A 14,625-nucleotide genomic window follows, 5' to 3' on the forward strand; every position below is an offset into this window, starting at 1 on the left:
CGAGGCACTCCTGAGCGAAACCGCGGCGCTCCGCGCCGCAGGGTTCAGGATCGGATTCCCTCCCCGCCTGAAGGCGGGGATTCCCTCCGAAGAAGAGGGATGGGGGTGTGGCTGCTCATGCCGGTCACGGTCGACTTCGCGACGCTGGGCCGAGCCAAGGACCTGAAGTTCCACCAGAACGTGACGTTCGGCTGGGTGTTCTACACATGGCTCTTCCTGCTGAACGGAAGCGCGGGAATCTTCCTGGTGCACACCTGCTCCCGGGCCAGGCGGCCGCAGAGACGGGAGTGGTGCAGGCCCTCCTGGGAACTCTGGGAGGGTTCGGCGTGATCCTTCTGGTCGCGACGCAGACGAGAATCAACACGACGAACTACTACCTAGCTTCCAGCAACTGGCGCCGGTTCTTCTCCGGCGCCTTCGCGGTCAGGCTCCCCCGCGTGGCCTGGGTCGGCGTCGTCGCGGCCGGCGTCTACCTCCTCATGCTGACCGACGTCTTCAGCTACCTCCAGCGAGCGCTCCTCTTCCAAGGGGTCTTCCTGGTCGGCTGGGTGGGAGTCGTGATCACGCACTTCACGCTCAGCCGGGCCGACCGCAAGGCCGGGCCTGAGTTCCGGGCAACCCGGGTCGGGGCGCTCACTCCAGGGCTCGGCGCCTGGCTGCTCTCGGCCACGGTGGGGATCGTGCTGGTCGCCGAACCGGAGGTGTTCCCGGTCCTGTCGCCTCTCGCACCGCTCCTGACACTGGCCACCAGCATGGTCTCCTACGCGCTGGTGTTCACGCTGCTTCCGTGGGCCCGGAAGGAGGCCGGGGTCCCGGACCTCCGCGACGAGGTCGACGATGTCTGGGCGGCGCGGGTGCGGTGCGACTCGTGCCACCGCTCCTACGTGGCCGTCGAGATGGACTTCGTCGAAGACGGCAGGAAGGCCTGCTGTCTCCCGTGTGCCGACCGCCAGGCCAAGCCGACCCGGAGCGCGGCACCCTGACGGCGTGACTGCCGCGGCCCCCTGTGCCTGGGCGCAGGGGGCCGCGGCAGTCGTCGGATGGCTCCGCGCCGGCCGATCGGACGGGGCTCCTGTGCGTGGTCGCCGGTGGCGCGGTCCGGTGGGTGAGTTGTCGGCCGGTTCCGACGCGGCTCGCTGGTGCCCGGCCTGGCCGTGGCCGCTGTGCGCACCGGCTCCGCAGGAGGCGTGGTCGGCCGCGGAGCCGGTGCTGCTGCAGAAGGCGGGCACGGCCGGGCGGTGCGTTCCATGGGGTTCCGTCCACCGATCCGGCCTGCGATCGGGGCTCCCAGGTATGCGGAGGTCAGCCGAAGAACCGGGCGATACCGCGTTGGAGGTCGGCGTAGGACACCGCAGGGCCGAGGTGCTGCCCGGGCGGTTCGCCAGCGGCCTCGGCGACCGCGCGCTTGGCGGCGCGCAGCGCTGTGGGCGGCTGGGAGGCGATGTCCGACAGCAGCGCTTCGACGTCGTCGTTCAGGTCGGCGTCGGGCGCGCACAGGTTCGCAAGGCCGGCGGTGACCGCTTCGTCGGCGGTCAGCAGCTGACCGGTGTAGAGGAGCTGGCGGGCCAGTGCGGGCCCGGCGAGCTGCACCAGTCGGGCAGCGAAGGCCGGGCTCGGGAGGATGCCCAGCCGGGCAATAGGCATGCCGATGCGTGCGGAGTCCGCCATCACCCGCAGGTCGCAGGCGAGCGCCAGCTGGCATCCGGCGCCCGCCGCGGTGCCTTGGATCTGCGCGACCACGGGGATCGGGCAGCGCTCGACGGCGCGGAACGCCTGCTCCATCCAGTGGAAGGAGTCCTCGACCGTGTCGGGCTCGGCGCCGATCCACTCGGTGACGTCCGAACCCGAGCAGAACGTGTCTCCGGCACCGCGGACCAGCACCGCGCGAAGGGCCGAAAGGTGAGACACCGCGTCCATCTGCTCGGCCAGCAGGCGCCAGTGCGCGGACCGCAGAGCATTGCGGCGCTGCCCGGTACCAATCGTGATCTCGGCGACGCCGGCCTGGGTGCGGACGCGCACCGGCGGATCGCACGCGGTCCGGCGGCTCATCGCACCGCTCCGTCGGCGCGCAGCCCGGCCAGGGTGTCCGCATCGACGCCGAGCGCGGTGAGGACCTCGCCGGTGTGCTGGCCGTGCCGGGGCGGGGCGGTGCGGACGGCAGGGGCGGTAGACGAGAGCTTCAACGGTGAGGCGACCATGCGAATCGTGCCCGCGCGGGGATGCCGGACCTCGGCAATCATGCTGCGAGCACGGACCTGAGGATGCGCCAGTGCCTGGTCGACGGTATTGATCGGTCCGACCGGCACGCCGGCCTCGGCCAGCAGCTTGCTCCACTCCTGTGCCGGACGGTGGCTCAGCACCGCCTCGATGAGCGGGATCAGCTGCGTGCGGTTGCGCACCCGGTCCGGGTTGGTGGCGAACCGTGGGTCCTCGGCGATCGCGTCGAGCCCGACGGTGCGGGCGAACCGCCGCCACAGCTCGTCGTTGCCTGCCGCCACCATCAGATGGCCGTCCCCGGTGGGGAACGCCTGGTAGGGAACGATGGTCGGATGCGCGGAGCCATAACGGCGCGGCACTTCGCCCGAGGCGAAACAACCCGCGGCGACATAGGTCAGCCATGAGATCTGACCGTCCAACAGGGAGATGTCCACCCACTGGCCCTCGCCGCTGCGCTCCCTGGCCCGCAGCGCCGCCAGCAGCCCGATGCAGGCCCACATGCCCGCGGCCAGGTCCGCGCCGGACACGCCGAAGCGCACCGGGGCGCCGTCCGCCTCTCCGGTCACGCTCATCACCCCCGACACCGCCTGGGCGATCGCGTCGTACCCCGGCTCCTGCGCCATCGGGCCGGTCTGTCCGTAGCCGGAGATCGAGACGTACACGACGCCGGGATTGGCGGTACGCACCTGCTCGTACCCCAGGCCCAGTCGCGCGGCGGTGCCGGGGCGGAAGTTCTCCACCACCACGTCGGCCTCGGTGGCCAGCCGTGCGACCAAGTCCCGGCAGCGCGGATCCTTGAGGTCCACAGCGATGCCGCGCTTGTTTCGGTTGACGCTGTGGAAGTACGCGGCGTCCTCGCCTTGGAACGGCGGTCCCCAGGAGCGGGTGTCGTCGCCGCCGGCGGCGTTCTCCACCTTGATCACGTCCGCGCCCAGATCGGCCAGGATCATAGTGGCGAACGGGCCGGACAGGATGCGGGACAGGTCGAGGACGCGAAGTCCCGCGAGTGCACCGTCGTGTTGGAGCCATGGCGAACTGCCAAGGGCAGGAGACATCTCTTCTCCGATCAACAGGGATGGGCGGCTGACCCGTTCGGTGGGAACCGATGCCACACGCCGGAGTCCGGCCGGGTGGGAGAAGACGGAAGGCGGCGGTGATGCATGGCCGCGAAGCAGGCTGGATCAGCCACTGGGGGCACCGAGCCGCGTAGGAATGCTGCGTGTGTCCTACGCCGCATGTCAAGGGAGCTACGGCTGGACCCGCCATGCCCGCCGCCCTGCCGGCACCTGCACCAACTGGTACAAGCCGCAGTGCGCCAGCCCTGAACTGATGCCGCATAGTTTCCCCATAGAGGGATTTCTGAACAGAATCTTCCGCCACAGCGGGATAAGGCTTAGTGTTCCTGGCATCTGGAGTCGACCCGAACGGTCCCTCCAGCTGACGACTCGCCGGTACTCCGAACAAACGTGAACCGGTGAACATCTGCCGTGTCGTCAGCGCCTCCGCGCCCCGGACGACCCGACCTTCCCAGCCACGCACGGCCACAGCCGTCCGCCGATCCGCACGGATCCCCGCGCACCGCTCCAGGGCGCACCGACGAGCCGTCACCGACGCACCACCAGACCGTCCCGCCGCCGCACACGGCAGCCGACCATCGGAACCAGGAGAGGGAGAAGAGGCACGTGCCCGAACCCATCGAAGTCCGCAAGGTCCCCATCCACAGCGTCAGCGACACCTCCGGGCTCGCCGAGCTCATCGACACCGGGGTGCTCGAAGCCGACCGGGTCATCGCCGTCATCGGCAAGACCGAAGGCAACGGCGGAGTCAACGACTACACCCGGATCATCGCCGACCGGGCCTTCCGGGAGCTCCTGGTGCACAAGGGAACCCGCAGCGTGGAGGAGGTGAAGCTGGTCCCGATCGTGTGGTCCGGCGGCACCGACGGCGTGATCAGTCCGCACGCGACCGTCTTCGCCACCCTGCCGCGGGAGCAGGCCGAGCAGACCGACGAGCCCAGGCTCACAGTCGGATTCGCCATGAGCGAGCCGATCCTGCCCGAGGAGATCGGCAGGTGCGCAATGATCGAGAAGGTGGCGGCAGGCGTCCGCGCGGCGATGGCCGCCGCGGGCATCACCGATCCGGCCGACGTGCACTACGTGCAGACCAAGACCCCGCTGCTCACCGTGCACACCATCAGGGAGGCCACGGCGCGTGGTCAGCAGGTGTGGACCGAGCAGACCCACGAGTCCATGGACCTGTCCAACGCCACCACCGGTCTCGGGGTCGCCGTGGCGCTCGGCGAGATCGCCATGCCCTGGGACGCGGACGTGATGCACAACCGCGACCTGTACTCCTCGGTCGCCTCCTGCTCCTCGGGGGTGGAACTCGACCGGGCGCAGATCGTGGTGGTCGGCAACGTCCGAGGCGTGGGCGGCCGGTACCGGATCGGGCACGCGGTCATGCGGGACGCACTGGACCAGGGCGGCATCTGGGGAGCGATCGAGAATGCCGGCCTGAAGCTGCCGGAGCGCCCGCGCCACAGCGACCTGCACGGCAGGCTGGTCAACGTGTTCCTCAAGTGCGAGGCCTCCCAGGGAGGAATCGTGCGCGGACGGCGCAACGCCATGCTCGACGATTCCGACGTCCACTGGCACCGGCAGATCAAGTCCTGCGTCGGCGGCGTCGCCGCGGCCGTGACCGGCGACCCCGCCATCTTCGTCTCGGTGTCCGCCGTGCACCAGGGGCCCGCCGGTGGCGGCCCGGTGGCCGCGATCGTCGACCTCGGACCCGACCCGGCAACCGGGTACCGCTGGACCGGCCACTGACCCTCGCATGTGCGGCCTCACGCAGGCACACGACGCGAGGCAGCCCGCGCAACCCCTACTGGACGACCAAGACGAAGAGGCCTCATGACCGCGAGGACCACCGGCACGGCAGCGCCCCTGTCGGCACCCGACGACCTCACCGCGCTGGACGCCCTGGCACTGTCGGACGCCATCAAACACGGCGTGGTCTCCTGCCGCGAGGTGATGCAGGAGTTCCTGGCCCGCATCGACCGGCTGAACCCGCACGTGAACGCGATCATCGCCCTCCGCGACGGGGACGAGTTGCTCGCCGAGGCCGAGGAGCGCGACGGGCTGCTGCGGCGGGGGAAGTACCTGGGCCCGATGCACGGGTTCCCGCACGCGGTGAAGGACCTCTGCGATGCGGCGGGGCTGGCGACCACCAAGGGCTCGCCCCTGCTGCAGGACACCATCCCCACCACCGACGCACTGCACGTGCAGCGGATCCGCGACAGCGGGGCGATCATCATCGGCAAAACCAACACCCCGGAGTTCGGTCTCGGTTCGCAGACCTACAACCCGGTGTTCGGGACCACCCGCAACCCGTACGATCCCACCCGGTGCGCCGGCGGCAGCAGCGGCGGCGCAGCAGCGGCGCTGGCCCTGCGGATGCTTCCCGTCGCCGACGGCACCGATTTCATGGGTTCGCTGCGCAACCCGGCCGCCTTCAACAACGTCATCGGCTTCCGTCCCTCCTACGGGAGGGTTCCCGAAGGCGGTTTCATCGCCACCCCGGCGGTCGTCGGCCCGATGGCCCGTTCCGTTGCCGACGCCGCCATGCTCCTGTCGGTCATGGCCGGGCCCGACGACGGCGCGCCCCTGGCGATCGAGCAGGATCCGGCGATGTTCGCCGAGGCACTGGATCACGACCACCGGGGCACCCGCATCGCCTGGGTCGGCGACTTCGACGGCCACCTCGCCACCGAACCCGGCCTGCTGGACCTGTGCCGCAGCTCGTTCGGCGCCTTCGAACAGATCGGCTGCACGGTCGAGCAAGCACTGCCTGCGATGCCTCTCGCCCAGGTATGGGAGACGTTCCTGCTGTGGAGGCACTGGCTCACCGCCGGCGCGCTGCACCCCCTGTACGCCGATTCGGCTTCCCGTGCACAGCTCAAACCCGAGGCCGTCTGGGAGATCGAGCAAGGCCTGCGGCTGAGCGCGCACGACGTCTACCGCGCCGAGGAGATGCGGCTCCAGTGGTACGCCTCGGTGCAGGAGTTGCTGCGGCGGTACGACTTCATCCTCGCCCCGTCGGCCCAGGTCTTCCCCTTCGACGCGAGTGTGCCTTGGCCCCGCGAGATCAACGGCCGACCGATGGACACCTACCACCGCTGGATGGAGACCGTCGCCCCCTGGTCCCTGACCGGCCTCCCCGTGCTCAGCCTCCCGGTCGGCTTCGACGAGCGCGGACTGCCGATGGGCGTACAGGTCATCGGACGCAGCCACGCAGACCTCGACGTACTGCGCCTGGGCCACGCCTACGACCAGGTGACCCGGTGGCCCGGGAAGGTACAGCCGCAACTGCCGTAGGAAGAAGGAGCAACCATGGCATCCGCCGAAACCGGCGCGCTACCGCACCGGCCCAGTCACGCCCGTATTGCATTCGCCACCGGCGTCGGCACGGCGATCGAGTACTACGATTTCCTGATCTACGCGATCGCCAGCAGCATGGTGTTCGGCACGCAGTTCTTTCCTGCGGGCGACCCCGTGGTCAGTACGCTGCTCGCATTCGCCACCTTTGGAGTGGGATTCATCGCCCGACCGCTCGGCGGCGCAATCGCAGGGCATTTCGGCGACCGTCTCGGCAGGAAGTTCATGCTCGTCGTCACCATGGTGACGATGGCGATCTCCACGTTCTGTATAGGGCTCCTCCCCAACCATGCAGCGATCGGCGTCTGGGCGCCCGTCCTCCTGGTGCTCGCACGACTGGTCCAGGGATTCTCCGCAGGCGGCGAGTGGGGCGGCGGAACGGTGACGGCCGTCGAGCACGCGCCGCCGGGCAAGCGCGGACTCTACGGCAGCTGGACGATTCTCGGCACGTCGGTCGGACCGATGCTGGGGATCGCGGCCTTCACGCTGGTGGGCAGGCTCGATGAGGAGGCGTTCGCGTCCTGGGGATGGCGTCTGCCCTTCCTGGCCAGCGCCGCCCTCCTTGCGGTGGGTCTCTACGTGCGGCTCGGCTTGACCGAGACCCGGGAGTTCACCGGAATGAAGTCCGGCGGTCAGGTCGCACGCATGCCCGCTCTCGAAGTCATCCGCACACACCCCGGCGTCCTGCTCCGTTCGGTGGGGTCGGTCATCGCCTTCTCCACCATGGTGTACGTCGCCTTCACGTTCGTACTGTCCTACGGCACGGAGAATCTCGGCTTTTCGCGAACGACCTTCTTGAACTTCACCATGATCGCTCTGGCCTTCAACCTGGTGACCGTGCCGTTCTTCGCTGCACTGTCCGACCGGGTCGGCCGGAAGCCCGTCATGCTCGGTGGAGCCCTCTTCCTGGTCTTCTTCGCCTTCGCGTTCTTCCCGATGCTGGATACCAAAAACCATGCGGTCGTGCTGCTTGCGCTCATCCTGGCCAACAATTCGCAGGCACCCATTTACGGGCCGATGGCTGCCCACTTCAGCGAACTGTACGAGCCGCGGGTCCGATTCAGCGGTGTGTCGCTCGGCGTCCAGACCGGACACGTTCTCGGCGGAGGACTCGCTCCCTTCCTGGCGACAGCTCTGTACGCGGCCGGCGGGCGGTCGGTCTGGCCGGTCGCGTTCTACCTCGCCGTGACCGCAGTCATCAGCGTCCTTGCGATCGCCGGCCTGCCCGAGACGGTCCCCGGCCGCCGGGGCACGGCCGACGGCTCCGACCGAAGCGAACGCGCGGTCGAGGCAACGTGAGCATGCCGAGTCCTGCGCCTCGGAGACCACCCACCTGGAGCCCGGCAACGTGATGCCACCGGCCCTCCGGAGGCGTGGGAATGGCCCGGAGCCCAGCCCCCGGGCCAGGCGAGCACGCACCCGTGCTGATCTCTCGGCCGACAGCACACGGCCAGTTCAAGGCCCTGGATAGAAACCCTTCCCGTCCCCGACCGGAGACGGGACCACAGTGAAGGAGATTGAGGCATGGCGAGCCACGCCTACCGTCTGTGCACCTACCGCTACGGCGGCTTCGAGTCTGTCGGTCTCGGACTCGGCGAGAGCCCGACCACCATCGTCGATGTGGAGCGCTGCTTCACCCACCTGCACCGCGAGCAGCGCCAGGGGCAGTTCGTCGAGTGGCCGACCCGGCTGGACATGCTGGCCGTGTTGACGAACTGGGACTACTTCACCGAGCGCCTGGAGGAGGTAGCCCGCCGGGCCGCCGGGGGCGAGCTGCCCGCGCCGGGTGAGTGCGGGTTCGTCCACCGGGTGCAGGACGTACGGTTCGCCGCGCCGCTGGCGAACCCCGGGAAGATCCTGAACGCCGGCGCCAACTACTACGACCACATCAAGGAGATGGGCACCGTCGAGATCTCACCGGAGACGGATGTGCCCTACATCTTCCCCAAGACGCCGAACAACTGCATCATCGGCGACGGGGAGGCCATCCGGCTGCCGAAGAAGCGCAACTGGGACGTCGCCCAGTACGTGGACTGGGAGGCCGAGCTCGCGGTGGTCATCGGCCGCACAGCGGAGGACGTATCGCCGCAGGAGGCGAACGACTACATCGCCGGCTACACGATCTACCAAGACATCTCCGGCCGGGACAACATGATCCGCGAGACCGGTCCGTTCCCGTGGGACTGGTACGCCAACAAGTGCAACGACACCTTCGCCCCGATGGGGCCGTGGATCGTGCCGCAGGAGTTCCTGCCGGACGTCTCGGACCTGCGGATCCGGTCGGTGGTCAACGGAGAGGTCCAGCAGGACTCCTCCACCAAGCACATGATCTGGACCGTGCAGCAGTTGGTGTCCTACGCCTCGGAGGTCACCCGCCTGGAGCCTGGCGACGTGATCGCCACCGGCACCCCCGCCGGCGTCGGGATGGCCCAGGGCCTCGACCTCAAGCCCGGCGAGCTGCCCAACCTGTTCCCCCACATGTACGCCGGCGGAGGCCGCTTCCTCAAGGCGGGCGACACCCTGGTCACCGACATCGAAGGCCTGGGCACCCTCACCAACCCGGTCCGCTGACCGGCGGCGCAGCTCCGGCACACCCGTGAGTCGCGCCCGGCGCGGCACGTGGGCCGAGCACCTCCCCGCATCCCCGCCCCCGTGCCGCGCCGGCCCTCGGCAACCCGACCAGTCCACAGTTCGAAACCTAGGAGCCCGCATTGGCTTCCATCGGTGAGCAGCACAAACCGGTCGACTGGGTGGCGATCACCAGCGGCACCGCCCGGTACACCGCCGACATCGACCTGCCCGGGGAGCTCGTCGCCGCGGTGCTGCGCAGCCCGTACCCGCACGCCCGGATCCTCGGCATCGACACGCGCAAGGCCAAAGCGATCCCCGGCGTGCGCGCGGTGCTCACGGCGGCCGACCTTCCGGCCCGCCGGTACATCGACTACCGGGCCGTCGACTCCGACCGGCTTCCGCTCGCCCGCGGTGTGGTCCGCCATGTCGGCGAGCCCGTCGCAGTGGTGGCCGCGGAGAGCCCCGAGGCGGCCGACCGGGCACTCGCCGCGATCACGGTGCGCTACCGGCGGCTTCCTGTCCTGGACACCGTGGCCAAGGCGCTGCGGCCGGGCGCTGCCGCGATCCACGAGGGAAGCCCGGACAACATCGCCAAGCGGGTCCATCAGCAGTTCGGCTCTCGGGAGGAGGCCGAACGAGCGACCGCGCACAGCGTCACCGCCCGCTACCTGTCGAGCCGTCAGGCCCACGCGACGATGGAGCCCCACACGGTCATGGCGCGCTGGTCCGCGCACGAGGACATCCTGCATGTCTGGGCACCCTCGCAGAATCCACGGGCGCTGCGCCGGGACCTGGCCCAGCTCTTCGCACTGAACCCTGACCAGGTCCGGATGCACGAGGTCACCGTGGGTGGCGACTTCGGCGGCCGCACCCAGATTTCCAGCACCGAAGCGCTGGTGTGTGCGCTGAGCATGGCGACCGGCCGACCGGTGAAACTACGTCAGTCCAGGGCTGAGGAGTTCGCCTTCACCAAGTCACGGTTGAGCTGGGACACGCGGGTCAAGATCGGCTGCGACAGCTCGGGGAACCTGACGTACCTGGGAGCCGGATTCGACGTCGACAACGGTGCCTACAACCTGGCCGGACCGGGCGAGATGGACTACGGCTCGGTCGCCATCGCCTCGTCCTACCGGCTCTCCAGCTATACCGGTGACGGCCGCTGCGTGTACACCACCAAGCAGCCTCCCTCCTCGTTCCGCGGCGCCGGTGGCTTCGCGGTCAACTGGACGCTCGAGTGCGCGATCGACGAACTGGCCGAGAAGGCAGGCATGGACCCGATCGACTTCCGCCTGCGCAACGCACTCAGCCAGGCCGGTGAACGATCGATCACCGGCTGGGAGATCAAGTCGAGCGCTCTCACGGCATGCCTGGAGACGGTCCGGCGGGAGATCGACTGGGACGCGAAGCGGGCGCAGGGCGGTGCCGGACGGGGGGTCGGGGTGGCCTGCAGCATGCACGTCACCGCCCTGCGGCGCGAGTACATGCTGCGTTCGAGTGCCGCCATGGACCTCTCCACCGACGGACGCATCACCCTGCTGTCCGGCTGCGGGGATGCGGGCACGGGGCAGAAGACCCTGATCTGCCAGGCAGTCGCCGAGGTCCTCGATATCGACCCCGGCGGTATCGCGATCGTGACCACCGATTCCGCACGGACCCCGCACGATGCCGGCGCCGGCGCGTCCCGTGGCAGTTTCGTCTCCGTCAGCACCGCCCGGCGTCTGGCCGAGGACGCCAAGGCCACGCTGATACAGGCTGCGGCGGAGAAGTTCGCCGCGGACCCCTCCCGGATCACCTGGCAGGACGGGCACGCCGTGCACGGCGATGACCGGTTGGGCCTGGGCGAGCTGGCGGCATTGTGCGTACCGCAGGGTGAGGCGCTGCACGTCGAGTCCGAGTTCACCGGGGAATGGACGGATCCCGGCCCCGCCGGGTACGGGTACGAGGACATCTCGCCCACCTATTCCTTCGCGGCTCAGGCCGTGGAGGTGGAGGTGGACCAGGACACCGGGGTGGTCCGGGTGGTCAAGGTCGTCGCGGCCCACGACTCCGGCACGATCCTCAACCCCGTCACGGCACGCGGGCAGGTCGAGGGCGGGGTGGTGATGGGCCTGGGGGCGGCGCTCGGTGAGGAGTTGATCTACGAGGCCGGCCGGACGGCCAACCCGGGCTACGTCGACTATCTCGTGCCCCGGGCCGCGGAGACGCCGCAGATCCTGGTGCACTTCATCGAGACCGAGGACCCGGCCGGTCCGTTCGGCGCCAAAGGCCTCGGTGAGATCGTCCTGCTGCCGACCGGTGCTGCGCTGACCAATGCAATCGCCCATGCGGTGGGTGTGCGGCTCCGCGAAGCACCGCTCACCCCGGACAAGGTGCTGCGGGCGATGCGTGCCAAGGCCGGGCTCCCGGCGCGGGCGGGCTCGATCGGGCGCGACCCGAAGCGGTGGTGGACCGAGGCGGTGCGGCGGGCATACCCGTACGGCCTGCATGCCGCCCTCGCGCGCATCGGCCCGCGGATCGCGCCCCTGCGCCAGGCCGGGAGCATCACGGATGTCGTCCGGCCGGCATCGCTGGGCGAAGCACTGTCGCTGCTGGAGCGGCATCAGCCGGCATCTCCGCTCGGTGGTGGCACCGACCTCCTGGCCCGGGAGCGTCAGCGGCTTCCCGTCCCGCCGGTGCTGGTCGACCTCTCCCCCTGCCGCGAACTGACCACCGTGGGCACCGCTGCGGACGGATCCCTGCGGATCGGCGGCGCGGTCACCCTGGCCGCGCTGGCGGCCGATCCGGCGGCGGGGCCCGCGCTGCAGGAGACCGCGGCGCAGATCGCCACCCCGCAGATCCGGCAGGCCGCGACGGTCGCCGGCAACCTCTGCCAGGCCAAACGGTGTTGGTTCTACCGCAACGGCTTCGACTGCTACAAGCGCGGCGGCGCCACCCGGCCGTGTTACGCGGTCATGGGGGATCACCGCTTCTACCACGCCGTACAGGGCGGACACCGGTGTCAGGCGGTGACCCCCTCGGACCTGGCAACCACGCTCATCGCGCTCGACGCCCTGGCCCGGATCGACGGCCCGGCCGGCCCTCGTACGCTGCCGCTGGAATCGCTCTACTCGGGGCCGGGGGAGGTCGTCCTGGCCGAGGGCGAGGTCATCACAGCCATCGACGTACCGGCCCCGGCGCTACGGCGCATCACCCGGTACCGCAAGCTCGCACTGTGGCACGGCGCGTTCGCCGTGGCCACGGTCTGCGTGTCCGCCGCCGATCCGGAATCGGGCCGGGCGGACCACGTCCGGGTCGTTCTCGGCGGCTTGGCGCCGCGGCCGTACCGCGTCCGTGCTCTCGAGCGCATCCTCGAGGGCAGGCAGGTCACGGCCGAGGTGATCGAGGAATGCGCCGGCACGTGGCTGTCCGGTACGCACCCGCTGCCGGGCAATCACTGGAAGGCGTTCGCCGGCAGCAATGTCCTGGCGAGCGTGCTACGAGAACTGTTCGCCGTGGTGGCGTCATGAAGAAGCAGATCGTCGTGAACGGTGTGGAGCACACGGTCGACATCGCTCCGGCCGAGCGCCTGCTCGACACGCTCCGGGAGCGTCTTCGCCTCACCGGCACGAAACAGGGATGCGGCGTGGGCGAGTGCGGCACCTGCACTGTTCTCGTCGCAGGCCGTCCCCGGCTCTCGTGCATCACGCTGACGGCGACCACGGCGGATTCCGAGGTCACCACCGTCGAAGGACTGGCCGACACGGCCGCCGGACTCCGTCGGGCATTCGCCGAGGAGGGCGGCTTCCAATGCGGATTCTGCACCCCGGGACAGGTGGTGAACACCTGGGCGCTGGTGCGGGACAACGCCGCCTCCGCGACCCCGGCAGGCGAGGAGACCCTCCGTCAAGAAATCACCGGCAACGTCTGCCGGTGCACGGGGTACCTGGGCATCATCCGTGCCGCGCAGCGTGAAGTCGATCGCCTGACATCCCGAACAGGCCCTTGAGCCACCGGTTTCCCACGCGTCGAACACGCTGCTCGCCCCATCCACCCGCCCTGTGCCGACAAGGCCTGGCGGACGGAACTCCCGCATGCACGCGCGGACTTCCTGTCGTTCCCGCGGCTCGTGCCGGTCACCCCGGCACGCGTCCCGGCCTCCCCCTCCCCCAACCAGCAAGGCCCGCTCCACATCGCCCCCGAACGCAGGCAGAAACCGGAGGAGTAGTCTCATGAAGCTTTCCCGCACCGCAGCGAACCGGCCGAAGTCGGGCGTGCGAAAGATGATGGAACTCGCCTGGGGACGCGAAGACGTGATCCATCTGGAGATCGGGGAGCCAGGCTTCCCGACGCCGGCTCATGTCCGTGCGGCGGCCCAGCGCGCCGCCGAAGAGGGCCACACCCGCTATGCCCCCACACCGGGCCTGCCCGAACTGAAGGAAGCGCTCACCCACAAGCTGCGTACCGTCAACCGGATCCAGGTGCCCGGCTCGCACCAGGTCGTGGTGAGCAACGGCGGGGCGAACGCCCTGTTCGCCGTCTTCGGGTCGGTACTGGATCCGGGCGACTCCATCCTGGTCCCCGACCCGGGCTGGTCCAACTTCACGATGATGGCCAACGCGTTCGGCGCGCGCCCACGGTACTACCGGCTCACCGCCGAGGGCGGATACCTTCCCGACCCCGAACAGATCGCCGCGCTCATCGACGACTCGACGAAGGCCGTCGTGCTCAACTCGCCGTCCAACCCGCTGGGCAGCGTGATCCCTAGGCAGCTGGCCGAGCGGCTGTTCGAGGTGTGCGCGGAGAAGGATGTCTGGATCATCTCGGACGAGTGCTACGACGGTATCGACTTCTCCGGCGAGTTCGTCAGCATCGGCAGCCTGGAGAGTGAGCCCTGGCGAGTCATCTCGGTCTTCAGCTTCTCGAAGGTCTACGCGATGACCGGCTGGCGCATCGGGTACTGCGCGCTGCCGCCCCAGGTCGTCGACCCGGTTCTCACCCTGCTGCAGCCGAGCGTGATGTGTGTGAACACTCCCGCCCAGTTCGCGGCACTCGCCGCGATCACCGGGCCGCAGGACTACCTCGACCAGTGGCGCGAACAGTACCGGGAGAACCGGGACCTGGTCCTGAACAAGATCGCCGGCTCACCGTTCACCGCGCACGCCCCGGACGGAGGCTTCTACGTCTGGCTGAACACCGGTGACTGCGGCCTGGCCAGTGAGGAATTCACCGTGAAGCTGCTCACCGACCGAAGGGTCGCCCTCACCCCGGGGACGGCGTTCGGGGCGCTCGGCGAGGGGCACGTGCGACTCTCGCTCGCCACCTCCCGCGACCAGCTGGCCGAGGGGATCGACCGTTTGCTCGCCTGAGCGACAGCAGGACCGCCCAGACCCAGCCGACAGTGCCGGGCGGCCGGGACCACGCCGGC

General features: G+C 69.6%; 11 protein-coding genes. 9 read left to right on the forward strand and 2 right to left on the reverse strand.

Translation table 11 applies throughout. From position 1 onward, the window contains the following. Positions 1–99: 99 nt before the first annotated feature. Together OG395_RS06970 and OG395_RS06975 are read left to right on the forward strand one after the other, a co-directional pair. Positions 100–330 carry a hypothetical protein gene (locus tag OG395_RS06970; protein WP_327242101.1) on the forward strand — a complete coding sequence of 77 codons (231 nt, stop codon included), beginning with the start codon at positions 100–102 and terminating at the stop codon, positions 328–330. After that, positions 327–983 carry a hypothetical protein gene (locus tag OG395_RS06975; RefSeq protein WP_327242102.1) on the forward strand — a complete coding sequence of 219 codons (657 nt, stop codon included), beginning with the start codon at positions 327–329 and terminating at the stop codon, positions 981–983. Before OG395_RS06970 ends, OG395_RS06975 begins: the two co-directional genes overlap by 4 nt. A gap of 319 nt (positions 984–1,302) precedes the next feature. Here OG395_RS06975 and OG395_RS06980 read toward each other — a convergent pair whose 3' ends face one another. After that, entirely contained in the window at positions 1,303–2,049 is a 747-nt protein-coding gene (locus tag OG395_RS06980; RefSeq protein ID WP_327242103.1) for an enoyl-CoA hydratase/isomerase family protein, read from the reverse strand. After that, on the reverse strand, positions 2,046–3,272 hold the full coding sequence (locus OG395_RS06985) for a CaiB/BaiF CoA transferase family protein (protein ID WP_327242104.1): 1,227 nt from the start codon (positions 3,270–3,272) through the stop codon (positions 2,046–2,048). Before OG395_RS06985 ends, OG395_RS06980 begins: the two co-directional genes overlap by 4 nt. A 627-nt stretch (positions 3,273–3,899) precedes the next feature. Between OG395_RS06985 and OG395_RS06990 the strand changes: the two genes are divergently transcribed. The 7 genes from OG395_RS06990 to OG395_RS07020 all read left to right on the forward strand — a co-directional run bounded on the left by OG395_RS06990 (position 3,900) and on the right by OG395_RS07020 (position 14,566). After that, complete coding sequence (locus tag OG395_RS06990) at positions 3,900–5,042, forward strand: ring-opening amidohydrolase (protein WP_327242105.1); 1,143 nt, start codon at positions 3,900–3,902, stop codon at positions 5,040–5,042. 84 nt (positions 5,043–5,126) lie between these two features. After that, entirely contained in the window at positions 5,127–6,590 is a 1,464-nt protein-coding gene (locus OG395_RS06995; RefSeq protein ID WP_327242106.1) for an amidase, read from the forward strand. 15 nt (positions 6,591–6,605) lie between these two features. Next, positions 6,606–7,949 (forward strand): MFS transporter, encoded by a 1,344-nt coding sequence (locus OG395_RS07000; RefSeq protein WP_327242107.1) that lies wholly within the window; start codon positions 6,606–6,608, stop codon positions 7,947–7,949. Positions 7,950–8,174: 225 nt separating this feature from the next. Continuing rightward, positions 8,175–9,221, forward strand: a complete 1,047-nt coding sequence (locus OG395_RS07005; protein ID WP_327242108.1) for a fumarylacetoacetate hydrolase family protein — start codon at positions 8,175–8,177, stop codon at positions 9,219–9,221. A gap of 140 nt (positions 9,222–9,361) precedes the next feature. Continuing rightward, on the forward strand, positions 9,362–12,727 hold the full coding sequence (locus OG395_RS07010) for a molybdopterin cofactor-binding domain-containing protein (protein ID WP_327242109.1): 3,366 nt from the start codon (positions 9,362–9,364) through the stop codon (positions 12,725–12,727). Continuing rightward, a complete protein-coding gene (locus OG395_RS07015) occupies positions 12,724–13,206 on the forward strand; it encodes a (2Fe-2S)-binding protein (protein ID WP_327242110.1) in 483 nt (160 codons plus the stop codon). The genes OG395_RS07010 and OG395_RS07015 overlap by 4 nt, the downstream gene beginning before the upstream one ends. A 223-nt stretch (positions 13,207–13,429) precedes the next feature. Next, on the forward strand, positions 13,430–14,566 hold the full coding sequence (locus OG395_RS07020; RefSeq protein ID WP_327242111.1) for a pyridoxal phosphate-dependent aminotransferase: 1,137 nt from the start codon (positions 13,430–13,432) through the stop codon (positions 14,564–14,566). Positions 14,567–14,625 lie beyond the last annotated feature (59 nt).

The organism is Streptomyces sp. NBC_01320, assembly GCF_035974375.1.
In the GTDB taxonomy this organism is placed as follows: domain Bacteria; phylum Actinomycetota; class Actinomycetes; order Streptomycetales; family Streptomycetaceae; genus Streptomyces; species Streptomyces yanii.